This is a genomic window from Vibrio sp. R10-SG3-ISO10, from assembly GCF_059834185.1.
Genome location: NZ_JCBDHG010000020.1, coordinates 333,328 through 358,275 on the forward strand (window position 1 = coordinate 333,328; position 24,948 = coordinate 358,275).

20 protein-coding genes are annotated in these 24,948 nt (G+C 45.0%); 8 read left to right on the top strand and 12 right to left on the bottom strand.

Annotated features, from left to right (window positions below):
* Window positions 1–39 precede the first annotated feature (39 nt).
* The gene (locus AC6R16_RS11515) at window positions 40–1,074 is read right to left on the bottom strand and encodes an AraC family transcriptional regulator (protein WP_500674434.1); all 1,035 of its coding nucleotides are present in this window, start codon (window positions 1,072–1,074) and stop codon (window positions 40–42) included.
* 182 nt (window positions 1,075–1,256) lie between these two features.
* Here AC6R16_RS11515 and AC6R16_RS11520 point away from each other — a divergent pair, with 182 nt between their 5' ends.
* Genes AC6R16_RS11520 through AC6R16_RS11530 form a run of 3 tightly spaced genes read left to right on the top strand, consistent with a single transcriptional unit; the run spans window position 1,257 to window position 5,961 of the window.
* The gene (locus AC6R16_RS11520) at window positions 1,257–2,735 is read left to right on the top strand and encodes a coniferyl aldehyde dehydrogenase (RefSeq protein ID WP_500674435.1); all 1,479 of its coding nucleotides are present in this window, start codon (window positions 1,257–1,259) and stop codon (window positions 2,733–2,735) included.
* Window positions 2,736–2,774: 39 nt separating this feature from the next.
* Window positions 2,775–4,340, top strand: coding sequence for a long-chain-fatty-acid--CoA ligase (locus AC6R16_RS11525; protein WP_500674436.1), 1,566 nt, complete (start codon window positions 2,775–2,777; stop codon window positions 4,338–4,340).
* Window positions 4,327–5,961 (top strand): GMC family oxidoreductase, encoded by a 1,635-nt coding sequence (locus AC6R16_RS11530; RefSeq protein WP_500674437.1) that lies wholly within the window; start codon window positions 4,327–4,329, stop codon window positions 5,959–5,961. Before AC6R16_RS11525 ends, AC6R16_RS11530 begins: the two co-directional genes overlap by 14 nt.
* 59 nt (window positions 5,962–6,020) lie before the next feature.
* Here AC6R16_RS11530 and AC6R16_RS11535 read toward each other — a convergent pair whose 3' ends face one another.
* The 6 genes from AC6R16_RS11535 to AC6R16_RS11560 all read right to left on the bottom strand — a co-directional run bounded on the left by AC6R16_RS11535 (window position 6,021) and on the right by AC6R16_RS11560 (window position 12,327).
* Entirely contained in the window at window positions 6,021–7,010 is a 990-nt protein-coding gene (locus AC6R16_RS11535) for an alpha-L-glutamate ligase-like protein (RefSeq protein WP_500640810.1), read from the bottom strand.
* Between the two features lie 2 nt (window positions 7,011–7,012).
* Window positions 7,013–8,518 (bottom strand): inactive transglutaminase family protein, encoded by a 1,506-nt coding sequence (locus AC6R16_RS11540; protein WP_500640809.1) that lies wholly within the window; start codon window positions 8,516–8,518, stop codon window positions 7,013–7,015.
* Between the two features lie 17 nt (window positions 8,519–8,535).
* Window positions 8,536–9,279 (bottom strand): ATP-dependent zinc protease family protein, encoded by a 744-nt coding sequence (locus AC6R16_RS11545; protein ID WP_500674438.1) that lies wholly within the window; start codon window positions 9,277–9,279, stop codon window positions 8,536–8,538.
* Window positions 9,280–9,507: 228 nt separating this feature from the next.
* A complete protein-coding gene (gene cmoB / locus AC6R16_RS11550; protein ID WP_500640808.1) occupies window positions 9,508–10,479 on the bottom strand; it encodes a tRNA 5-methoxyuridine(34)/uridine 5-oxyacetic acid(34) synthase CmoB in 972 nt (323 codons plus the stop codon).
* A gap of 134 nt (window positions 10,480–10,613) precedes the next feature.
* Entirely contained in the window at window positions 10,614–11,351 is a 738-nt protein-coding gene (cmoA, locus tag AC6R16_RS11555; RefSeq protein WP_500674439.1) for a carboxy-S-adenosyl-L-methionine synthase CmoA, read from the bottom strand.
* 109 nt (window positions 11,352–11,460) lie between these two features.
* Window positions 11,461–12,327 (bottom strand): DUF72 domain-containing protein, encoded by an 867-nt coding sequence (locus AC6R16_RS11560; RefSeq protein ID WP_500674440.1) that lies wholly within the window; start codon window positions 12,325–12,327, stop codon window positions 11,461–11,463.
* Between the two features lie 275 nt (window positions 12,328–12,602).
* Here AC6R16_RS11560 and aspS point away from each other — a divergent pair, with 275 nt between their 5' ends.
* Together aspS and AC6R16_RS11570 are read left to right on the top strand one after the other, a co-directional pair.
* Window positions 12,603–14,381, top strand: coding sequence for an aspartate--tRNA ligase (gene aspS / locus AC6R16_RS11565; RefSeq protein ID WP_500674441.1), 1,779 nt, complete (start codon window positions 12,603–12,605; stop codon window positions 14,379–14,381).
* A 127-nt stretch (window positions 14,382–14,508) separates the two neighbouring features.
* Window positions 14,509–15,543 carry a GGDEF domain-containing protein gene (locus tag AC6R16_RS11570; protein ID WP_500674442.1) on the top strand — a complete coding sequence of 345 codons (1,035 nt, stop codon included), beginning with the start codon at window positions 14,509–14,511 and terminating at the stop codon, window positions 15,541–15,543.
* An 18-nt stretch (window positions 15,544–15,561) separates the two neighbouring features.
* Here the strand turns inward: AC6R16_RS11570 and AC6R16_RS11575 are convergent, their stop codons facing one another.
* On the bottom strand, window positions 15,562–16,254 hold the full coding sequence (locus AC6R16_RS11575) for a pseudouridine synthase (protein ID WP_500674443.1): 693 nt from the start codon (window positions 16,252–16,254) through the stop codon (window positions 15,562–15,564).
* A gap of 558 nt (window positions 16,255–16,812) precedes the next feature.
* Here AC6R16_RS11575 and AC6R16_RS11580 point away from each other — a divergent pair.
* Window positions 16,813–19,038 (top strand): NADP-dependent isocitrate dehydrogenase, encoded by a 2,226-nt coding sequence (locus AC6R16_RS11580; protein WP_500674444.1) that lies wholly within the window; start codon window positions 16,813–16,815, stop codon window positions 19,036–19,038.
* A gap of 85 nt (window positions 19,039–19,123) precedes the next feature.
* Here AC6R16_RS11580 and cspD read toward each other — a convergent pair whose 3' ends face one another.
* Complete coding sequence (cspD, locus tag AC6R16_RS11585) at window positions 19,124–19,345, bottom strand: cold shock domain-containing protein CspD (protein ID WP_004744316.1); 222 nt, start codon at window positions 19,343–19,345, stop codon at window positions 19,124–19,126.
* A gap of 464 nt (window positions 19,346–19,809) precedes the next feature.
* Here cspD and clpS point away from each other — a divergent pair, with 464 nt between their 5' ends.
* A complete protein-coding gene (clpS, locus tag AC6R16_RS11590) occupies window positions 19,810–20,130 on the top strand; it encodes an ATP-dependent Clp protease adapter ClpS (RefSeq protein WP_004744315.1) in 321 nt (106 codons plus the stop codon).
* A 42-nt stretch (window positions 20,131–20,172) separates the two neighbouring features.
* Window positions 20,173–22,443, top strand: coding sequence for an ATP-dependent Clp protease ATP-binding subunit ClpA (gene clpA, locus AC6R16_RS11595; RefSeq protein WP_004744314.1), 2,271 nt, complete (start codon window positions 20,173–20,175; stop codon window positions 22,441–22,443).
* A gap of 79 nt (window positions 22,444–22,522) precedes the next feature.
* Here the strand turns inward: clpA and AC6R16_RS11600 are convergent, their stop codons facing one another.
* From AC6R16_RS11600 to AC6R16_RS11610, 3 genes are read right to left on the bottom strand one after another with little or no spacing between them, the layout of a single operon-like run.
* Window positions 22,523–23,158: a YdcF family protein gene (locus AC6R16_RS11600; RefSeq protein WP_500674445.1), complete on the bottom strand. Its 636-nt coding sequence runs from the start codon at window positions 23,156–23,158 to the stop codon at window positions 22,523–22,525.
* 17 nt (window positions 23,159–23,175) lie between these two features.
* Window positions 23,176–23,997, bottom strand: coding sequence for an NAD(P)H-binding protein (locus tag AC6R16_RS11605; RefSeq protein WP_500674446.1), 822 nt, complete (start codon window positions 23,995–23,997; stop codon window positions 23,176–23,178).
* On the bottom strand, window positions 23,997–24,884 hold the full coding sequence (locus AC6R16_RS11610) for a LysR family transcriptional regulator (protein WP_500674447.1): 888 nt from the start codon (window positions 24,882–24,884) through the stop codon (window positions 23,997–23,999). Before AC6R16_RS11610 ends, AC6R16_RS11605 begins: the two co-directional genes overlap by 1 nt.
* Window positions 24,885–24,948: the final 64 nt, after the last annotated feature.

Sequence of the window (24,948 nt, forward strand, 5' to 3'; positions counted from 1 at the left end):
GCCGTTAGAAAAATGCCCGCTATGTTAGCGGGCATTTTGTTATTTAACTTCTGTTATTTGGTTTCGAAACGCTTTTGGCGAGTAACCACTCCACTTACGAAACGCGTGGCGAAAGTTAGCGCTGTCTGAGAATCCGACGCGCTCAGAAATCTCTTCGATGTTTAATCCTGTTGATGCTAGGTAGTGTTTCGCCAATTGGAAACGAACATGATCAAGAATATGTTGGTAGCTTGTATCTTCAGCTTTAAGGTGACGACGAAGAGTTCGTGATGACATTCCCAGTTCTGAAGATAACACCTCTATAGAAGGGTAGCTGCCCGGTCTTTCGACAAACATCTGGGTAATTTTCTCTTTTAAACTTGGTGCACTGCTGACTTTCGCTAACATCTCATCACATGACTTTAAGCACATTTGCAGCGTCATGGCATTGGCGGAGGGGAGAGGATCGCGTAGCCGTGTTGCATCAAATTCCCATTCCAATTCGGGGCAGTCAAACTCCACTCTGCACCCGAATGTGTCACTATATAGGTCACTGTGCGAGGGTTTGGGATACGGAAACCTAAGAACATACGATGGGAATGGCTGCTGCATAACTTCTTCACATAAACTTTGGATTGCAGCAAACCAATACTCGCAACAAAACGGCAAAATTGTTTCAAGGTCAATCAACTGCTCAGCTCGAAAGTAACCACGATCTTGCTCGATCCACATTTTTTTTCTTAACACTGGTCCGGCTAAGCGCAAATACTTAAAACCAAGCAGCATCGCATCAAGCAGAGTGTTGCTGCTAAATGCTGCATAGCCTAAAACACCAAAGTCACTGAAACGCGCTTGCTGTCCTACTTTCAATCCAAGGTCAGGCTCATTAGATTTGCTTAGCGCATTACTGAAAATGATCAGCTTCTGCGCAAGGGTAATGTGAGTATCTGGAGAGTAGAGTTGTGCCAGTGAAATACCACTGCCTTCCAGCATTTCTTCAACGGGGAAGCGGTTTTCTAAATAGCGAGTGAGCAGTTGTACATCAAGAATGCCACAAGCTTGCATGTCTGGCTCATATACGGCGCTATATTCCATGGCGGTCCTTTTGGTCTAGTTATTAGTGTCAGTACAACAAGCTGCATGCATGTATAGCGTAAGTATGACATCAAAGTCTGTTAGCTATGTCCGAATTTCACCGATTTATGTCTTTTTGTCACCTGTGTTTAATGTTAATGAGATGTTGTAATTAGGCAATGGGATAATTGAGGTACCTAAAAATGAACATGATGGCAAACCAGCTGGTTGAACAGCAGGGTAAAAACCAACAACTAGGGGATAATGAACTGGCTTTTTGGTTTTCTGAACTTAAATTAGCTTACCAAAAAGAACCCCAACCAAGCATAGCGTTAAGAAAGCAGCGTTTAAAAGCGCTCAAGAAGCAGCTTTCGCGCTACCAAGATGTTTTAGCTGATGCTATGAGCCAAGATTTTGGTGGACGAAGTCACACCGAATCGTTGATGGCCGATGTTCTCGCCCCGATTTTAGAAATCAATCATATTATTAGTCATTTGGCGCGTTGGATGAAGCCAAGTCGTCGTCCGACGGAGTGGCTATTTAAGGGCAACAAGTTGGAAGTTCGTTACCAATCTAAAGGGGTGGTCGGTATTATCTGTCCGTGGAATTTTCCCGTATACCTCTCGATCGGCCCGCTTGCCACTGCGTTAGCCGCAGGCAATCGCTGTATGATTAAGATGCCGCCAAATTGCCCTGCCACGACTCAGGTTTTGTCTCAATTATTGAGTGAGATCTATTCTACCGACTTAGTCCGTGTCGTAGAGGGGAACCATACTCAAGCAATGGAAATTTCCCACCTCCCGTTTGACCACCTAATTTTTACCGGCTCTCCAAACAGTGGTAAAGCAATCATGACCAATGCAGCGGCTAATCTTACACCGGTCACTTTGGAGCTTGGAGGTAAGTCTCCAGTTATTGTCTTTGATGATTATGATATTGAATACGCAGCGAAACGTGTGGCTCATGGTAAAGGATTTAATGCCGGGCAAATCTGTATTGCACCGGATTACGCATTTGTGCCGGAAGGAAAAGTCGATGACTTTGTCGCGGCGGTCTCTCATGCACACAAAGAGATGTATCAGCAGCTAAATAACAACCAAGACTACACAGCATTGGTGGACGATGCGCAACATCAAAGGTTTCATGAATTGCTTGATGATGCTCGTGAAAAGGGAGCCATCATTACTCAATGTTTAGATGAAGGAGAGGGGCGTAAAACACCGCTCTACATTGCGACTCATTTAACCGCGGAGATGCGTATCTGCCAAGAAGAGATCTTCGGCCCGCTTCTTCCTGTGTTGGGTTATCAAGACCTAGATCAAGTCATTACTTACATCACCGAGCGTCCAAGACCTTTGGCTTGCTATCTATTCAGTCATGATAAGCAACAGCGAGAAATGCTGCTTACTCGTACCCATAGTGGCGGTGTGACGATCAATGACTGGGGCTGGCATGTACTTAATCACTCTGTGCCATTTGGTGGTGTGGGTAACTCGGGCATTGGCAACTATCACGGTGAAGAAGGATTTCGTGAACTTAGCCATGCACGCAGTGTTTTCCAAATGCGTAAGTGGTTCCCTATTGGGTTGTTTGCGCCTGCGTATGGCAATCCAATTCAAAAACTGGCGGTACGACTTTTTGTCGGTAAGCCAGACCCTACATTAAAGAACCAAACTAAATAACATCAGATCAGTAGGCTGACCGCCTAGAGGAGAACATGGATGCATAACCTTGCTGTTAACCTAGAGCGCAGTGCTGCGCTGTTTCCAAATAAACGTGCGCTACAGATGGGTACTCAAGCCATGAGCTACCAAGTGCTCAATCAGTTGTCGAATAAAGTTGCGCTGCAACTGAAGCAGTTGGGGCTCGAAAAAGGCGACAAAGTTGCGCTTTCTTGTCCGAACATACTTTACTTTCCAATTGCCTATTATGGGATCTTAAAAGCAGGTTGTGTTGTGGTACCTCTGAATGTGTTATTTAAGTCTAGAGAGGTGGCTTATCACCTCAAAGACTCCGATGCCAAAGCGTACCTTTGCTTTGATGGCACTCCAGATTTACCTATTGGTGATTATGGTCGAGCTGGGTTTGAGCAGGTCGAGACTTGCCAGCATTTTGTTGCTATGCCAGGAGACGACCAAACGAGTGAATACTCCTTCAATCAATGGCTTCAAAGTGAACTGAGCGATTTTGAGTCCGTCTCGTGTAATGGTGACGACACGGCCGTTATTTTATATACCTCGGGTACGACAGGCCAACCCAAAGGTGCTGAGCTGTCACATACCAATATGATGACCAACGCGATGTCATCACAGTATCTGTTGCGACTAGAGCACAGTGACACCACAATGATCACCTTACCCCTTTTCCACAGTTTTGGACAAACCGTGATGATGAATGCGGCGGTCTTGTGTGGTGCTGATATGGTTTTAGTACCACGATTTGAACCCAAATTAGTGGTGGATGAAATTGTAGAGCATGGCGTTAGCATTTTTGCTGGTGTCCCTACCATGTATATTGCACTCCTTAAAGTTGCAGAGCAGCTTCCCGAGCAGTGCGAACGGGTGAAAAACAGTTTGAGACTGAGTGCATCGGGCGGCGCGTCGCTACCTGTAGAGGTTCTGCGCCAGTTTGAGTCTCGTTTTGACGTACCAATACTGGAGGGTTATGGCTTATCAGAAACAGCGCCAGTGGCAACCTTCAATCATATCGATAGTGAGCGTCTACCGGGAAGTGTAGGACAGCCACTGTGTGGACACCTGATCAAAATTGTTGACAGTCTAGGTGAGTCACTGAATACCGGTGAGCTTGGAGAGATTTGTATTAAAAGCCCTAGTGTTATGAAAGGGTACTATCAAAGAGAAAAAGCGACAGAAGAAGCTCTGAAGGATGGTTGGTTCTTCTCTGGTGATATTGGCCGACTCGATGAACACGGTAATCTGTTCATAGTCGATCGAGTCAAAGATATGATCATTCGCGGCGGCTACAACGTCTATCCGCGCGAGATTGAAGAAGTCTTGATGTGTCATCCTGATGTTGAAATGGTTGCTGTCGTTGGTGAGCACCATGATCGACTAGGAGAAGAGATACATGCACACGTGGTGTTAAAGGATACCTCTGACCTTAAAGGAGAGCAGATAGTAACGTGGGCCAAAGAGCAGCTGGCCGATTACAAGTATCCGCGCCGAGTTTTTGTCCGTGCAAGCTTACCGATGACTGCAACGGGTAAGATACTCAAACGTGAGCTTCACCCTCTGAATATTGAGGAAACGGTTGATGGACAGTTATGATTTCATCATTGTTGGAGGTGGGTCGGCAGGTTGCGTGCTAGCCGCCCGACTGTCGGAAGATCCCAACGTTAGCGTATGCTTATTGGAAGCTGGGGGTAAGGACTCCAGCCCATTTATCCATACCCCAGTCGGCGCGGTAGCGATGCTACCAACCAAGTACAATAATTGGGGTTTTGAGACGCAGCCTCAAATGGGACTTAATGGACGTAAAGGTTATCAGCCACGGGGCAAGACTTTGGGCGGCTCAAGCTCGATCAACGCTATGATGTATGCACGTGGTCATCGCTATGACTATGATTTGTGGGCCAGCTTAGGCAACCAAGGCTGGAGCTATGATGAGTGTTTACCTTACTTCAAAAAAGCGGAACACAACGAAGTCCACAATGACAAGTTTCATGGTCAAGGTGGCCCGCTGAATGTCGCTGATCTACGCTGTCCAAGTGAGATGCTAGAGAAGTATCTTCAAGCTTGTGAGTCTATTGGCGTACCGCGTAACAAAGATATTAATGGAGCGGAGCAGTTTGGCGCGATGGCAACACAGGTGACGCAGGTTAATGGTGAACGGTGCAGCGCAGCAAAGGCTTACCTCACGCCTAATTTATCTCGCCCTAACTTAACAATAATGACTAAAGCCACAACACATAAAATCTTGTTTCGAGATAAGCGTGCGATCGGTGTGGAGTATGGCTTAGCGGGAAAACGATTTCAGATTAAGTGCCGCAAAGAAGTGATCCTTTCGGCTGGCGCATTCGGTTCGCCGCAAATTCTATTGCTTTCGGGAGTTGGGCCAAAGCAAGAGCTAGAAAAGCATAGTATTCATCAGATTCATCAACTGGCTGGAGTTGGTGAGAATCTACAAGATCATATTGACCTTATTCACTCTTACAAATGCAGTGCGAAAACGTCAACATTTGGTGTTTCACTACAAATGGCGACTCAATTAAGTAAAGCGCTGCCTGAATGGCGACGCCAGCGTAGCGGCAAGCTAACCAGTAATTACGCTGAGGGGATTGGATTCTTTTGTTCTGATGATGACGTAAAAGTTCCGGATCTTGAATTTGTCTTTGTTGTCGCTGTGGTTGACGACCATGCAAGGAAGATTCATTTAAGTCATGGGTTCAGCAGTCATGTTACCTTGCTTAGACCTAAGAGCAAAGGAACGGTGAAGTTGAGAAGCGCAGACCCGTACGACTCGCCAAGTATTGACCCTGCATTCTTTAGTCATCCAGACGATATGTCAGTGATGATTAAGGCGTGGAAAAAACAGCATCAAATGTTAGAGAGCGAGGCGTTTGACGACGTGCGAGGAGAGAAGTTCTATCCGATAGACGCAAGTGATGACAACGCGATAGAGCAAGATATTCGTAACCGTGCTGACACTCAGTACCACCCGGTTGGAACTTGTAAAATGGGGACGGAACAAGACCCATTAGCGGTTGTCGACAATGATCTTTCTGTTTATGGCTTAGAGAGCTTAAGAGTTGTAGACGCCTCGATTATGCCTACTCTCATTGGCGGAAACACCAATGCGCCGACAATAATGATTGCCGAAAAAGTGGCTGACAAGATCAAGTTGAAATACGGTTTGTGTAAGGAACACGCTTGTGAGGGTTTGGCTTAATTGTTTAACTTAAGCGATTAAAAAAACCCGCAGATTGCGGGTTTTTTGTTATTAAGGTTTTAGCTTGTCACTTCTTTGGCAAATATACCAAATTGCCTCGCCGCATAAGCGACACGTTCAGCAGGTTTTGGATATTCAATACCCAAACCTAAGTTTTCAATGTGATGAAGCCTTGGCAACAAGCCAGCCCCGTTAGCAATTTGAATGGCTAATCCTGGTCGGGCATTGAGTTCAAGTACCATCGGCCCTTCTTCTTTATCGAGCACCATATCGGTACCCATATAACCAAGACCGGTCATTTCCCAAGCACTAGAAGCTAACGTTAATAAGCGCTCCCAATGTGGAACTTGCAATGTGGCAAGCTCTTTACCGGTATCTGGGTGATGCGTGATCGGTTGGTCAAATTGCACAGCTCTAACCGCACGACCTGTGGCGATATCAATACCAACGCCCACCGCGCCTTGGTGCAAGTTCGCTTTGCCGTCTGAAGCAGCTGTAGAACAACGCATCATCGCCATCACAGGGTAGCCTTTGAAGACAATGATACGTACGTCAGGGACGCCTTCATAACTAAAGCCGTCAAAGCAGTCATCAAACTTGATTAAGTTTTCAACCACGGCAACGTCGTTTTTACCACCAAGTGAAAAAAGTCCAGCGAGTGCATTACTGATATGGCGCTCAACATCTTCTTGATTAATCGTCGCACCAGAAGGTTTGGTATAAACCCCATCTTTGTGCGATGTGATAACTAGAATACCTTTACCACCACTCCCTTGAGCAGGCTTGATAACAAAACCTGGCCAGTCTTTAACCATCTTATGGATGGTTTTTACTTCAACTTGGCTACTAATCACGCCAATCAATTCTGGTGTGGTTGCGCCATGCTGTTGGGCTATGATCTTGGTTTTGAGCTTGTCATCAACCAATGGATACTTTGAGCGGTCGTTGTACCGCCCAATGTAGCTGTGGTTGCGCTGGTTCATCCCCATAATACCCTTATGGTGAAGCTTACCAGGGGTTGTAAATTGCGAGGTAAAACGTGAAAGCATGTTTAGTCCTCCGCAAGTGGTTTAAAGCGACGAAGCTCTGTTAAACGATAACCTGTGTAAGTACCTAATAGTAGAATGCCACCTAAGACAATCAATTGTAGGCCAATAAAGTTAAATGTTAGGTGCTGTATAAATGAGTTAGTCATTGCTAAGTAAACCAGTACGGCGGTTAGCAGCGAACCACCACCTTGGAGTACAACCTCTTTAGCCCCTTCTTCTTCCCAAAGAATCGACATACGTTCGATGGTCCAAGAAAGAATAATCATAGGGAAGAAGGTAATCGATAAACCTTCAGTTAAGCCGATCTTGAACGCAACGACGGTAAAGACCGAGATGATCATAATCACGGTGATAATGACCGCAGAGATCCTCGCCACGAGCAACAAGTTAAGCTTGGAGAGATAACTACGAATAACCAAGCCTGTACCGACAATCAGTAAGAAGCCGACGATACCGGTGACAAGCTGTGTTTGGACAAACGCGACAGCGATCAGTACCGGCATGAAGGTACCAGATGTTTTCAAGCCAATAATTACTCGTAAGAAAACAACGATAAGTGCACCGATTGGAATAAGCATAATGGTTTTAAACATTGCTTGTTCTTCAAGAGGCAGACTATGAATAGAGAAGTTAAGCAGTCCATCTGCTTCAACCTTATCTTGAGTAGCCTGAGATGGCGTCACCTCTTGGGCAATCATAGAGAAGTGTACTTGACTGTTTTGACCACCGATCAAGTCAAGAAGCGATACGTTAGACTCATCCCACACTAAGATGTTCTCTTCGATGACTTGGTTAGCATTGTTTGGATTGAATAGGATCCAGTTTTTGCCGTTCCATACGTGGTTCATCTGCTGAATGGTTTGACGGCGGCGACCATCTTCTAGCTCGATGACACCAACGACTTTGCTTGGGATCTTCGCGTACGCAAGAATTTTGTCTACAGCATCAACTTTCGACATTCGATTGAGAATCAAAGAGGCGTTTTGACTATCTGAGTCGTTAAGCGATTTGATCAGTTCACGAGTAAAAGTGATATCGTCAGCAGAACGTTCATTCGCACGCTCAATGAGAGCGATTGCGGCAGCTTCAACTGGACCATCAAAAGTTGGAGGGTTGATCTCTTCGCTAGGAGCTATCGGTTCTACATTAGCTTGAGGGTCAACGAGGAACTGAGTTTTGTAATAAATAGTTTGTGGTCCAGTCGCACTTCGGATCGACCACTCTGCTCGGCGTCCAGTGTCCGTTTGAAGGTAAGAGACACCATAGCCAGGAGATGACGAAGATTCGTTAATAAGAGTAAACCCAGTTTGAGTATGTGGCGCTGCTAATGACGCTTTTACCGGTTTACCTTGACCATTGAATTCGACTCGCGCTTCAATGTCCCAGACTTGTCGGGTTTCACCTGGTGTCCAAGGAACACCGTAGTTTTGGTGACGAAATATGCTTAAAGCGATACCAGCCGCAATAATCAATGCAACCGATATATAAAAGGGGATTTTAGACGTCATAAGCCTACGCTACCTTATTATTTCTGAGGAACTTCCGTGTGTATGTACTTTTTACTTACATCAACCACTGCGATATCACGGATAAACTCGCGACCTAAGAGTACAGGATGACTCATTTGCGAGCGATCTGCCAAGGTAAATTGCGCTTTTTCATGGATTTTTCCGAGTTTGACCCACAATTCAACAACCGCGCGACGTTCGACTTCTTCGTTGGTTGATTGACGGATTTTTACAAAGCGGATTATTGGTGCTTCGATCCAGTTTGTATCGTTAAGTTCTTTCTCTCCATCAGAGAGGTGGAAACGAACCCAGTTTTTGCCATTGCGCTCAAATTGCTCGATATCGACAGCGTTGAGTGATGACGTTGCCGCGCCTGTATCGACTCGGGCATCAAAAGACTGTTTGATTGAGTCAATGGTGACTTTCTCAACTTCACCTAACACGATTTCATGGCTTGGTGTCGCCTCAACAGGTGCAGCAGCAGGGATGACTACTGGGTCTGGCTTTTTGCGCACTTCTTCTAAAGCTTCAGTTTTGAATGCTACGAGTTGCTTCTCAAGCTCATTAACTTGGTTTTCTAGGTTTTCTATATAGTCAGACTGATTGCTTAACTGTAAGTTTAGGTTTGTATATTGGTTGGTTAGATTTGTTTCTGAAGCTTGAATTGCGGCTAACGTTTCTTGGTGGTATTGCTCACTATTTGTAAGTGTACAACCAGACAGTAACATAAGTGCCACGATTGGGGTAAATCTTGTCAACATTGATAAACCTGAAAGTAATTAAAACAATAGATAAATAAGAAGTTTAGCGTAATAAATTTGTCACAAACAAGCAGCGAATTGTGTCAGATTCTCAATAAAACAATTTAAAGAGGAATACGCGTAAAAAACAAGGATGCGAGGCATCCTTGGTATTGTATTGGGGATTGCGTGTCTGCGAAATGATTTCCCGTGTGAGTTGAGTTAACTCTCTGTCAATTCGCGACTATTTTATGGCTTAGTTGCTACTAATACCGCTCGGCGAGGAGCAGGGTGACCTTCGACTGTTTTTGTTGGGTCGTTTGGATCTAAGTAGTCCGGTAGTGAATTGTGTGTCATCCACTCAGTCGTTCGTTGTTCGCCTGTGGTTGTTACGTTTTCATCCACAATCCGCACATTTTCAAAGCCAACATTTTCTAGCCAGACTTTGAGTGCTTTCGCTGACGGGAAGAAGTAGACGTTGCGCATTTGAGCATAACGGTCCACTGGAACAAGCACTGAAGTTTCATCCCCTTCAATAACCAATGTTTCAAGTACCAGTTCGCCCCCAGAAACCAACTGGTTTTTAAGCTGGATAAGATGATCAAGTGGTGAACAGCGGTGGTAAAGTACGCCCATGCTAAACACGGTATCGAATGCTTCGAGCTTAGGTAGTTGCTCAATGCCAAGTGGCAACAAGTGTGCGCGCTGGTCACCGCCCATTAATTTACGAATGGCTTCGAATTGGATCAAAAACAGGTGCGAAGGATCAATGCCCACAGTTAGTCGAGCGCCTTCACCTAGCATGCGCCACATGTGGTAGCCATTACCGCATCCAACATCCAGAACGCTGCGGTTTTTTAGTGGAGAAATATGGGGTAGCACTCGATCCCACTTCCAGTCACTGCGCCACTCAGTATCAATATGAATACCATGAACCGTGTACGGGCCTTTGCGCCAAGGATGGAACGTGCGCAGGAGATTTTCGAGCTTTTTTAGTTCGCCGCTATGAAAAGGGGTATCGTTAGCAAGCACAACCGCATTTTTAATATCGATTTGGTCTGGGTGACCTTCTGGGATTTTATTGAGCGCTTTTAACCAGCGACCAAAATCACCATGTTCTGCATTTTGCCAATCGGTTAGCTGTTGAGGTAAGACATTCAGCCAAGGTTGAAGACGTGTGTCTGAGGCAATTAACTGATAAAAATTGGCAAAGTTAAACATAGTTATTCACTGATAATAAATTGATAATTTGACACTAAAAGAGCGTTAACCAACACTTCTCTCGCTTCTCGCTTCTCGCTTCTCGCTTCTCGCTTCTCGCTTCTCGCTTCTCGCTTCTCGCTTCTCGCTTCTCGCTATTTTATCGCGAACATCGAACCAAAGTTAAAGCATTGGAACCAGACATCGTAACTGCTAAAGCCGATCTTCGCGAAGCGCTCTTTGTGCTCTTTTTTAGAGTCTGGACGCATCACATTTTCAATTGCGCTGCGCTTTTGGCTGATTTCTAGTTCGCTATAGCCATTGGCTCGTTTAAAGTCGTGATGTAAATCGATCAGCAGTTCATTTGATGCTTCATCTTCAAAAACAAACTTCTCTGAAAGAATCAAGATCCCACCAGGGCGAAGACCTGCGTAGATCTTTTCGAGCAAGGTGTAGCGATCTTCTGGTGATAAGAACTGGAGCGTAAAGTTAAGTACGACCACAGAAGCATTGTCGATTTCGATATCGCGAATGTCTGCTTCGACAACATCAACAGGCGTATCGCTACGATAAGCGTTAACGTGCAGCTTGCATCGCTCTACCATCGCTGAAGAGTTATCGACGGCGATAATCTGACAGCCTTCTTGATTGATGTGACGACGCATGGAAAGTGTCGCAGCCCCAAGAGAACAGCCTAAGTCATAGATATTGGAATGCGGCTTTACAAAGCGTTCTGCCAGCATGCCGATAGCAGAAATAATATTGCTGTAGCCAGGGACTGAGCGCTGAATCATGTCTGGAAAAACTTCCGCAACACGTTCATCGAAGGTGAAATCCCCAATTTTATCGATTGGAGCCGAAAAAATAGTATCTGGATTGCTCTTAGGGTTCATAACTCAGTTCTCTCAACGTGAGATGCCGTGCTCTCAAGTCTACAGCCATTAAAAAGGCGCGTATTTTATGTGAATTTCGCGCCTCTGTCATGTATTGGGTATATATGTGCTAAAACATCTGTATCTGGGTGTTGCCATCTGCGGCAGGAAAGTCATTTAAGTCGGGTAGTTTTACTTTAATTTGCAACTGTTTATAGAGATTAGCGGCAAGTTCGGGAGCGACGATATTATCCGCTGTATGAATCATCACATAAGGCTGCTTACCTTGTTCGATCCACTGTGGAATCTTGCTTAGCCAAGGGGTAAAGAAGTCGTAATTTTTCTCTTCTTGAGGATGGCCGATAAAGCGAATCATAGGATTGTCTGCTGTCGCGATGGCATGAACGGGCACTTTTGGTTTCTTTTGCTGAGCGTCGATAATGGCTTCATTATCTGGCTTAGCAGCAAAGACAGGGCGACTGTCCATGATGATGCGATCGTAGCCTTGCTCAATGAGCCAAGCATTGAGCGCTTTTTCGGCATCGCCTTTGGCAAAAAAGGCAGGATGGCGAACTTCAATACCGATAGGGTAGTGAGGTGGAAACAGAGCGCAAAATTGTTTGAGGTTTTCTAGGTGTTCGGGGCCAAAGGCCGCTGGTAGTTGGATTGTCCACTGACCGATACGCTCATGCAGTGGCTCCATAATCGCCATAAAGCTTTTTAGCTCCGCCTGACACCCACGCAGCATTTGCTGGTGAGTGATGCTTTGCGGCAGTTTGAAGGTAAACCGAAAATCATCATGCGTTGCCGCGCGCCAGTTGTTGACCGTGACACTGTTTGGCGTGGCGTAAAAGGTAGTGTTTCCTTCAACCGTGTGAAAGACACTGGCGTATTTTTCCAATCTTTCATTGGGCTTGGTGCCACTGCCATAAAAGCTCTGCTGCCAATTGTTATGTGACCACATAGTGAGCCCGAGCCTGATGGGTAAACTGTCCATATTCGCTGCTACATTCTCTAGTTTGAATCGGTTGAATGAGAGTTTTGCCGAACCACCCAGATTAGGGCTATAATCAGCGCCAATTTTTTCATATTGCTGCTGTTTTACGCCTTTGTTGGTTTAAAAAGCATCAATAGATGATAAATCGCAATAAATTGTACGCTAGGTAGTCGATCTCGACCCACTTTCAGCGTATAAATGGAACTTTGCTCTATCGGTAAACTTAACACCGATAGATAGTAATCAACAAATTTTAAGAGATTGGGAAATTCATTATGCGTACCCATTACTGTGGTCACCTGAACAAGTCCCTTGCAGGACAAACTGTAGAACTTTGCGGCTGGGTTAACCGTCGTCGTGATTTAGGCGGTCTTATTTTTATCGATATGCGAGATCGTGAAGGCGTTGTTCAGGTTGTTGTCGATCCAGATATGGCTGATGCGTACGAAGTGGCTAACACGCTGCGTAATGAATTCTGTATCAAGCTAACTGGTGAAGTACGTGTTCGCCCAGATAGCCAAGTAAACAAAGATATGGCAACGGGTGAAGTTGAAATCATCGCCAAAGGTCTTGAGATCATCAACCGCGCAGACGTTCTACCACTAGACTTCAACCAGAAGAACTCTGAAGAGCAGCGTCTAAAGTATCGTTACCTAGACCTTCGTCGCCCTGAAATGAGCGATCGCATCAAGCTGCGTGCTAAAGCTTCTAGCTTTGTTCGTCGTTTCCTAGATGACAATGGTTTCCTAGATATTGAAACGCCAGTACTGACTAAAGCGACGCCAGAAGGTGCACGTGACTACTTGGTACCAAGCCGTGTTCACAAAGGTAGCTTCTACGCACTTCCACAGTCTCCGCAGCTATTTAAACAGCTGCTAATGATGTCTGGCTTTGACCGTTATTACCAAATCGTTAAGTGTTTCCGTGATGAAGACTTACGTGCTGACCGTCAGCCAGAATTCACTCAGATCGATATCGAAACGTCATTCATGACGGCTGACGAAGTTCGTGCAACCACTGAGAAGATGGTTCGCGATATGTGGCAAGAACTACTGAATGTAGACCTGGGTGATTTCTCAGTAATGCCATTCTCTGAAGCGATCCGTCGTTTCGGTAGCGATAAGCCAGACCTACGTAACCCACTAGAGCTAGTTGATGTTGCTGACCTAGTAAAAGACGTAGAATTCAAAGTATTCTCAGGCCCTGCAAACGATGAAAAAGGTCGTGTTGCAGTAATCCGCGTACCAGGTGGTGCTAAGCTAACTCGTAAGCAAATTGACAGCTACGGTGAGTTCGTAGGTATCTACGGCGCGAAAGGTCTTGCTTGGATGAAGGTTAATGACCGCGCTGCCGGTATGGAAGGTATCCAATCTCCAGTGGCTAAATTCCTAAATGAAGACGTAATCAACGGCATTCTAGACCGCACTCAAGCTGAGTCAGGTGACATCATCCTATTCGGCGCAGACAAAGCGAACACAGTTGCAGAAGCAATGGGTGCGCTACGTCTGAAGCTAGGTAAAGATCTAGAGCTAACAGACGAAAACGCATGGGCACCGCTATGGGTTGTTGACTTCCCAATGTTCGAAGAAGATGACGAAGGCAACCTTCATGCAATGCACCACCCATTCACATCACCTCTAGGCGTGAATGCAGAAGAGCTAAAAGCAAACCCAGCAGCAGCAAACTCAAATGCATACGACATGGTTCTAAACGGCTATGAAGTTGGTGGTGGTTCGGTTCGTATCCACAATGCAGAGATGCAAGCAGCTGTGTTCGACATTCTAGGTATCGATGCAGAAGAGCAGCAGCTTAAGTTTGGTTTCCTATTGGACGCACTGAAGTTCGGTACGCCTCCTCACGCAGGTCTAGCATTCGGTCTTGACCGTCTAGTGATGCTGCTATGTGGTACAGAGAACATCCGTGATGTGATCGCGTTCCCTAAAACAACTGCGGCTGCGTGTCTACTAACAGACGCACCAAGTGTTGCTAACCCAGCTGCGCTTGAAGAATTAGCAATCGCGGTAACTGCTGCAAAAGAGAAAGACGCACAGTAACTTTCGAGCTAAATCAACTATTACTTAAGCCGCTTTGAAATAAGCGGCTTTTTTATTATTGACATCATGAATATTTGTTGCCGCTGTGTTAAAAGGGACATAACACCAATGAGGTATCAATAAAATCATGAGTAATCCACTAATTCAGCACAATGCCACACATCAACTTAGACGCAAAGTATTGATAGGTATGTGTGTTGTATTAGGCTTAGCTGCTTTGCTGTTTGGACTAACCAATGTCTTCTACTTTGGCTCAAAAGCGAAAGTGTTGGGTATTATAGAATTGGTTTATTTCGCTGCTTCTTTTACGATGCTGTTTTACGTTTGGCGACGTGAGCAACCTAACTGGTTCCTTGTTTTCCACTGCGTTGTTTTAACTTTTTTGATCTGTTTTGGAACGCTCGTCAGTCGGGTTGAAAGCTCACTGTATCTCTGGGCCGTTGTGCTGCCTACCGTATTTTATCTTGCTCTTGGGCTGAGGATGGGGTTCTACTGGAGCTTAACTTGCTTATCTTTGGAGTTAGTGGCTTTGCATTTTGCATTGGAAGATTCGGTTCTGGTGCGATCTGCGGTACTGCTTAATTTTGTACTAGCCTATATTTTTGTTTGGACTATTTCACACGTTTATGAAGATAGTCGGGTTAAAGGAGTCGAACGGCTCAACTCTCTGGCACATCAAGATGCTTTGACGGGGGCTCAAAATCGTTTATCACTCGTTACGACATTTGCTCAACGAGCAAAGCAGTTAGAAGGAAGCTTTCTTCTAACTCTCGATATTGATGACTTTAAAGTCATCAATGACAGTTACGGACACGCTGCCGGGGACGAAGTGCTTAAACAGGTTGTAGAGCGTCTTGCTAGTTTTGTTGGCAATCAACAAGTCTACCGTATGGGCGGAGAGGAGTTCGTCGTCATTTTACATGCGAAAAGTGTCCGGGAGAAAGGATTATCACGGTTAATCATTCACTTACAAGACTGTGTGATGGAACGTGAAATCTATTTTCAAGGTATTGAATTAAATGTCACTTTTAGCGCTGGGATCGAACAGTTCTCTCAGTCTCAAGGTTTAGATAAAACGCTGTCACTGGCCGATAAAGATCTCTACCTTGCTAAAAAAGCAGGTAAGAAATGCACTTACTATCAAGGGGAGCCGCTGAACTAAACCATGTCAATACAGCAGCTACACTTGAATTTGTCTCCACTCACCTGGCTGTAAGTCACCTAGCGTCACATCACCCATCGAATAACGAATCAATCGTAGAGTAGGGAAGCCAATATTAGCGGTCATACGGCGTACTTGGCGGTTGCGGCCTTCAATAATGGTGATTGATAGCCATGTGGTTGGAATGTTGGCTCTGAAGCGAACAGGCGGGTTACGCTCCCACACTTGAGGTTCTTCCATCACTTCAACTTTGGCCGGAAGTGTCATGCCATCCTTTAGTTCAACACCTTTACGGAGCTTGTCTAAGTCCGACTCTGATGGCGCGCCGTCAACTTGCACCCAGTATGTCTTTGGTGATTTAGATTTAGGTTGCGTCAGTTTGGCTTGCAAGATGCCATCATTGGTTAGAACTAATAGGCCTTCGCTATCTCTATCAAGTCTACCTGCGGCGTAAACATCTTTGACGGTAATAAAGTCGGCTAAGGTTTTTCTGCCATCACCATCAGTGAACTGGCTTAGAGTGTCATAAGGCTTATTGAACACGATGACCTTACGATCTTCAGGTGCGATCTTGGGTTTAGTGCTCGTCGGTTTTCTACGATTTTTCGAGGAATGTTTATTCACTCCTTTCGCTGAAGAGGGACGTTTAAAACCGGAATTCCCGCGACGTGATGAAGAGGGTTTAGAGTCACGTTGTGAACGTGGCGACATGTTAACTACCTTGCAAAAATGTAAACGAAGTGTGGGTAAAACTTTTAACGGGATGCGGATTAAGCTACCATTTGCGCGCCCGAAAACAGGATTGGCGAACAAGATAATAGACTATTCTTTCAATTTTGTTTAATTATATTGAGGGTCTGTTGACCTTTTGAGATGACTTTTGCAGCAGTTTGTGGGTGCTTTATACAAGGCAGAGGTTTTGAAATGTAGTTGTTCTACCTGATAAGCCGATAACGCAGTAGAAAGGAGCCACAAACGCTGCCCGAAGGGTTCGGCTAAAAGCGTTTTATTCTTTGTTAAGAGGTATTTTGCTTAGAGTGACTAGGCGGCAAACCTCTCGCCGCGACTAAAACGCTTTTATCTCGAACAAAATTTAACCTCAAAAGGTTAACAGACCCTGATCGCTCTCAAGGATGTCGCTGACTAAGTGACGAAAACAAAAAGAGACGGACAAATCGCAACAAGTGAGGGGATTATTCATAACTTGTTAGCGGACACACACATAGGACCTACACTCAACAGGTCCGGTTAGAACAATAGGGAAATTTCATGCCTACAGAAAAACCTACAATTATTTACACCATTACTGATGAAGCACCTGCGCTAGCAACTTACTCACTACTACCGATTATTCAATCATTTACTGCTTCTTCAGGAATCAATGTCGACACTCGTGATATCTCTCTAGCTGGGCGTATTATTGCAAACTTCCCAGAGCACCTAACAGACGAGCAACGCATTGGTGATGCACTAGCTGAGCTAGGCGAACTGGCAAAAACACCAGAAGCAAATATCATTAAGCTGCCAAACATTTCAGCGTCAATTCCTCAGTTGAAAGCAGCCATCAAAGAGCTACAAGACAAAGGTTACAACCTACCTAACTACCCTGAAGAGCCAAGCACGTACGAAGAAGAAGCGATTAAAGCGACGTACGACAAGATCAAAGGTAGTGCCGTAAACCCAGTTCTACGTGAAGGTAACTCTGACCGTCGTGCTCCACTATCTGTAAAGAACTATGCGAAGAAGAACCCACACTCAATGGGTGCATGGTCTGCGGACTCTAAGTCACATGTTTCTAGCATGTCTGGTAACGATTTCTTCGGTAGCGAAAAATCGCATACAGTAGAAGGTACAACAGAGGTTAAAATTGAGTTTGTTGCAGCCGACGGCGCAGTAAAAGAGCTTAAAGGCGCTTTCCCACTGCAAGATAAAGAGATCATCGATTGTTCAGTAATGAACAAGAAAGCACTGGTTGAGTTCTTCGAAGCACAAATCGCCGAAGCAAAAGAGCAAGACGTTCTGCTGTCTCTGCATATGAAAGCGACCATGATGAAAGTGTCTGACCCGGTGATCTTTGGTCACGCGGTTAAGGTTTACTACAAAGACGTTTTCGCTAAATACGGTGATGTATTCGAGAAGCTAGGTGTCGATGTCAACAACGGTATTGGTGACGTTTACGCTAAGATTCAAGCGCTTCCTGCTGCTCAAAAAGAAGAGATCGAAGCTGCACTACAGGCGGTATACGAAACTCAGCCACCGCTAGCAATGGTTGATTCAGACCGTGGTATCACCAACCTACACGTACCAAGTGACATCATTGTTGACGCTTCTATGCCTGCAATGCTGCGTTCATCTGGTCAAATGTGGGGCCCAGATGGTAAGCAGAAAGATACCAAAGCGATGATCCCTGATCGTAGCTACGCGGGTATCTATCAAGCAGTTATCGACTTCTGTAAAGAAAACGGTGCGTTCGATCCTACCACTATGGGTAGTGTACCGAATGTGGGCCTAATGGCACAGAAAGCAGAAGAGTACGGCTCACACGACAAGACATTCATTCTAGATACGGCAGGCACAGTTCGAGTGGTTGACGCTTCTGGTGCGGTGCTACTTGAGCAATCTGTTGAGGAAGGTGATATCTTCCGTATGTGTCAGGTTAAAGACGCTCCGATTCAAGATTGGGTGAAACTAGCGGTAACTCGCGCTCGTGCGACAGGTGTACCAGCAGTATTCTGGTTAGATGAAAACCGCGCACACGATGCTCAGCTGATCAAGAAAGTGAATGCCTACTTACCGAACCACGATACTTCAGGTCTAGAGATTAAGATCCTAGCACCACTAGAAGCGTGTCAGTTCTCACTTGTTCGAATCAAACAAGGTCAGGATACAATTTCAGTAACAGGTAACGTACTACGTGACTACCTAACTGACTTGTTCCCAATTCTTGAGCTTGGTACTTCGGCTAAGATGCTATCGATTGTTCCACTAATGAATGGTGGCGGCCTATTTGAAACAGGCGCTGGTGGCTCTGCACCTAAGCACGTTCAGCAGGTTGAAAAAGAAAACCACCTACGTTGGGACTCTTTAGGCGAGTTCCTAGCGCTAGCGGCTTCTCTAGAGCATCTAAGCACAGTAACTGGTAACGCGAAAGCGCAAGTTTTGGCTGACGCACTAGATAAAGCGACGGGTGACTTCTTAGACAATAACAAGTCGCCATCACGCCGTGTCGGTGAGCTAGATAACCGTGGTAGCCACTACTACCTAGCAACATACTGGGCACAAGCGCTTGCAGCTCAAACAACGGATGCTGATCTCGCTGCTGAGTTTGCTCCGATTGCACAAGCACTCTCTTCAAACGAAGAGAAGATTGTTGCAGAGCTAAATGGCGCACAAGGTGTTGCGGGTGAACTAGGCGGTTACTACGCACCTGAGTTTGATAAGGCTGCGCCTCTGATGCGTCCGAGTGCGACACTCAATGGTGTTATCAACGGCTAATCCAAGCTACATAAATAACTAAACCCGCCAAATGGCGGGTTTTTTGTTTTTAAACGATTTAAACTTTGTTTAAGTTGGGCAGCGGTTATTTTGCTGGTTGAGCCTCAACCGGAACCACAGAGCTAGCGTGATAGCCTTTAGGTCCTTCTTCCACTTCAAAACTCACTTGTTGGCCAGCTTTCAGAGTACGATAACCGTCCATTTTAATGGTTGAGTAGTGCGCAAACACATCACCATCTTCTCCCTCTGGACAAATAAAACCAAATCCTTTGGCGTTGTTAAACCATTTTACTGTACCTGTAGCCATGCTATACATCCCTCATGCATATTGTTACTGATGTTGTTAAAGTGCTTACATTGAATCCTTGTAAACAGAAAGTGAATTATCATTCAGCCGCTGCCAAATTTTTAGTCACTATTTGACCAATGTAGCCAATGATTGGTCACAGTCAATAGGAAAAAGGTATTATAGTCTACATATTTGCAAACAAATCACTTTTGAGATTTACATTTTTGCAACTAGCAAACTACTCATTTGAGCTCAAGTATAGACGCTGTGAATGGTTTTTGGTTTCTTTTTAATCAATTAGATACAGCTCTTCCGATAAGTGAAATCTTTTATTTGCAGCGACTCAATTGCTGCATTAGTCTCTAAGTAAGGACAAAATTTTTTAGAAGTATTTTGTTCTAAATAGTAAGAACTAAATTCAAAACTTTCGCTCCATGAAGTGGTAAAATTAACAGAGACAAAAACATTAACAACGATGAGTCATGAGCAAACATTTTGAATGGGTCACTCCCGGATCCGATCTGCTGGAGTTAGAAAAAACAAAAGTTAAGCCACCATCTATGTATAACGTCGTGTTAAATAACGATGATTACACTCCGATGGACTTTGTGATTGAAATCCTAGAGCGCTTTTTTTCTATGGATATCGACAAGGCGACACAAGTGATGCTCAAGGTGCATTATGAAGGCAAGGCAATTTGTGGCACGTATACTGCAGAAGTTGCTGAGACGAAGGTAGCGCAAGTTACTATGTATTCGAAAGAGAATGAGCATCCTTTGCTTTGTACAATGGAACAAGCATAACGCTTGTTCGAGCAACCTAAGTTGTTCTTAAAGGAGGTACTTATGCTGAATAAAGAATTGGAGTCGAGTCTGAACGGCGCATTTGCTCGCGCTAGAGACAAAAGACATGAGTTTATGACCGTCGAGCACCTCCTGTTAGCATTGCTAGAAAACGATGCTGCGCGAGAGGCCCTGCAAGCGTGTCAGGCAGATATCGAGGCCCTTCGCGGTGAACTCGATGTATTCATTGATCAAACTACACCTCTTATCCCAGAAAACGACGAAACTCGCGAAACGCAACCCACTTTGAGTTTTCAACGCGTTTTGCAAAGAGCTGTGTTCCATGTTCAGTCATCAGGACGCAGTGAAGTCACAGGTGCAAATGTGCTGGTGGCTATTTTTAGTGAACAAGAATCTCATGCGGCTTACCTTCTTAAGAAAAATGATATCAGTCGCTTAGATATTGTTAACTTTATCTCTCACGGTATTACCAAAGCCTCTAGCTCAGGCGACGAGCCTTCTTCTTCAGATTCCTTTGGTAGTGAGAGCGTTGAAGAAACTGGTTCAGAAGAACGTCTAGAAAGCTTCGCAACCAACTTGAATCAGCTCGCTAAACAAGGCCAGATCGACCCACTGATTGGTCGTGACAAAGAGTTAGAGCGCACTATCCAAGTATTATGTCGCCGCCGTAAAAATAACCCGCTTCTTGTTGGTGAAGCCGGTGTCGGTAAAACGGCGATCGCGGAAGGTCTTGCTTGGAGAATTGTTGAAGGTCAAGTTCCAGATATTATCGCAGATAGCGTTATCTACTCGTTAGATATCGGTTCACTTCTTGCGGGCACTAAATATCGTGGTGATTTCGAGAAACGCTTTAAGGCCATTTTGAAGCAGCTTGAAAAAGAAGAAGATGCGATTCTATTTATTGACGAGATCCACACCATTATCGGTGCGGGTGCGGCTTCTGGTGGTCAAGTTGATGCGGCCAACTTAATTAAACCTCTACTAAGTAGCGGTAAGTTACGCTGTATCGGTTCGACAACTTATCAAGAGTACAGCAACATCTTTGAGAAAGAACGCGCGCTGTCTCGACGCTTCCAGAAGATTGATATTGTTGAGCCATCTCTAGATGACACCACTAAAATTCTGATCGGGCTGAAGCCTAAGTATGAAGCTCACCATGAAGTTCGCTACACCAATAAAGCACTTCGCGCTGCGGTTGAACTTTCTGCCAAATACATCAATGAACGTCATTTGCCTGATAAAGCGATCGATGTGATTGATGAAGCGGGCGCACGTAGTCGTCTAGCACCAGCGAGTCGTCGTAAGAAAACAGTTGGTGTAGCCGATATCGAAGCGATGGTCGCTAAAATGGCTCGTATCCCTGAGAAATCGGTTTCATCTTCAGATAAAGAAATTCTGCAAAATCTTGATGAGAAGATGAAGATGTTGGTGTTTGGGCAAGACGATGCGATTGATGTGCTCAGTGAAGCGATTAAGCTGACTCGTGCAGGTCTTGGTGCTGATAATAAGCCAGTAGGTTCATTCTTATTTGCAGGCCCTACAGGGGTGGGTAAAACAGAAGTCACCGTGCAGCTTTCTAAGCTATTAGGCATCGAGCTACTTCGCTTCGATATGTCTGAGTATGGTGAGCGTCACTCTGTCAGCCGCTTGATTGGTGCGCCTCCTGGTTATGTTGGTTATGACCAAGGCGGTCTGCTTACTGATGCGGTTATCAAACATCCTCACTCTGTCGTGTTACTTGATGAGATTGAGAAAGCTCACCCAGATATCTTTAATCTGTTATTGCAGGTGATGGACAACGGTACACTGACTGACAACAACGGCCGTAAAGCGGACTTCCGTAACGTTATCGTCGTGATGACAACTAACGCGGGCGTTCAGATGACAGAGAAGAAATCGATCGGCTTGATCCAACAAGATCACAGTCACGATGCTATGTCTGAAATCAAGAAGGTATTTACCCCTGAGTTCCGCAACCGTCTTGATAACATCATCTGGTTCAACAGCTTAGATGAACATGTAATCCACCAAGTTGTCGATAAGTTTATCGTAGAGCTGCAAGCTCAGCTTGATGTACGTGGTGTGTCGCTTGAAGTATCAGATGATGCTCGTCACTGGTTAGCGCTGAAAGGCTATGACAAGGCGATGGGTGCTCGCCCAATGGGTAGAGTAATTCAAGATCAGGTTAAAAAGCCTTTAGCTAACGAACTACTGTTTGGTTCTTTGGTTGACGGTGGTACGGTGAAAGTTGATCTTAAAGGCGATGAGCTCAAGTTTAAATACTTAAGCGAGAAAGAAGCCGCCATTCATTAACCATCTTAGATAGGTAAACTTAAGCCGGAGCAACTGCTCCGGTTTTTTATTTGTGTAACTTTAGATATCTGGAGAGAGCCTAACAAAATACGCTTTTTAGTATGGTATATGATTCATCCATCTCTAAAGGAACAGTCTGCTCGGTTTGGAATCCAAGGTCAGGATAGGTTTTGATACGTTCAAAATCCCCAAGCATTGCTGTGACCGTCATGTCTAAATCGATATCATCATTGAAATAGTCACAAAATGAAGTCTTTGGCGATGTAACGCAAACATGTTGATATGAGACCGGCCATTGTTTGGCAAACGTTGCGTATGTACGCCTTTCCATATAGGGCTTCTGGACCAAAATGAACGACTTAAAATCTTCACCTGATTGCTTCATTAGCTGATAGGTAAATCGTACATTCTCGCCGGTGTTAGTCGCCTTGTCCTCGATAAGGATACTGTCCGCAGGCACACCCATATCGCGCGCCACGTTAGCAAAGGTTTGTGCTTCCGATGATTCAAACACACCTTCGGTAAGGCGACCGACACCTCCAGAGAAAACAAGCTTTTTGGCCCATCCTTCCAGAAACAATTGAGCGGCAAGTTCGGCGACTCTTATGTCGTTGCTACCCAAAACAAAGATACAGTCAGATTTTTTTAGCGAGTGATTAAGCTGCATGTAAGACCAAAGTCGCTCGATGTGTTGATATAGTTTTAGCTGGCTCATAACTTGCCCTTTGGTGGTTAAACCAACTCTAATGTGTGTTGGTAGTGGAATCGGTAACCTAGACTTACCAACTTATTGGCGATAATTTTCTTGTCAGGATGCTGGGTAACGGGTGGTAGAGGTTCAGTTGACTCGACACTATTTAAAGCCGCTTGATAAAACTCTGCTTTACTCACCGTGTTAGGCGTCGTCGCGTTAACGACTTCAGATGTATTATTCAAAGCCATAAAACTTACCGCACCAATCGCATCTTGCAAGTGAATCATGTTGGCAGGGGCAAGCTCACTGATTTGTTTTAGTCTGCTAGCAAATCTTGAAGGGTGACGGTCTGGGCCAACCAATCCGCTACATCGCACAATGGCAAACTTCATCCCTGAACTAATCAAAGCGTCCTCGGCTTGAAGCATAATCGTGGCGTTGTCGCTAAAATCAGTATTTCCTTCAGCGATAGCAAGCGAGGCGTCTTCTTCGGTCATGTCAGTGGCGAGGCTAGGGTAGACGGTGGTTGAACTGACCATGATCACGCGAGAGACACCATTTTGTTTCGCAGCTTCAATTAGCGCTTTCCATTGATTGACGTATTGCTGTCCACCGCCTTTACGAAACCCAGGAGGGAAGCACCCAATGACAATCTCGCTTGGGAAATGTGTCAGATGGCGGCCAAGTTCTTCTCCACCACTATTGAGATCGCATTTAAAACTATCAAGCCCGTCTTGTTGTAGCGTTGCAACACCCTCAGAGGTAGTTTTACTCACATACACTTTATGACCAATAGACGTTAAATACTGGGCTAAAGGCTTTCCAAGCCAACCGCCTCCGACAATTGAGAGTGTTTTCATTATTGCGTCCTTGATAGTAGCTTACGCAGTTCACTGCGTAACAGTTGATGTATCGGCTTAAAGCCGTACCCTTGGTGTTGTATTACATCGACATTCGCTTGCCAGCATAGCTGTTCATAACGAATGGGGATTTTGGTAATTTTGCCATTGTCCTCATACGCAGAAGCGATATGTGTAGGTAAGAATCCCCACCCGAAGCCTTTGCTGATTAATTCCAATAAGACGTAATAGCTATCTGCGTACCACAGCTCTGGACTATGAGCTTGCTGGAATCCACTTACTTTGGCATTTCTAGAGCGTAACAACAATTGCCTATGAAGCAACAATTGGTCGATGTTCTCAGAGAGTTGATTTGCAAGGGGATGTGTCTGACCAACGTAGAGATCAAATTCGATATGTCCAACGGACTCAAAATCAATATTCGGTGGAAGCTCTATCTCAGAAAAAACAATACCAGTTGTCACTCGTTTTTCTGCAACAAGGTCAATAATGTCAATACTTGAGGCAACTAGTATTTCCACTTTAAGGTTAGGAAAAGAGGATGACACAGTCTCAAGTGACTGAGAAAAATTGTCTAGTGGTATCCCTTCATCGATGGCAATGCTGATGCTCGATTCCTCGTCTTTAAACAGTGAGGCTGAGCACTCTACTAATCGCTTATGCTGCTTTAGTGTGGCGTTGGCATGAGGAAGCAGCTTTATACCTTCTTCGGTTAACGCGGGGTAGCGTCCATCTCGGTTAAACAGTTCAACACCACAATCGAGCTCTAGATTCATAATATGCTGGCTGATGGCGGATTGAACTTTTCCCGACTTTCGTGCGGCTGCTGAGAAGGAGCCTGTTTCAACGGTGGCAACAAAAGCCTCTAACTGCTCAATACTAAACATATCGCTTTTACTGATGGTATCTAACTTTTAAGTATCTTTATTATAGATGAATATACGCCCACTG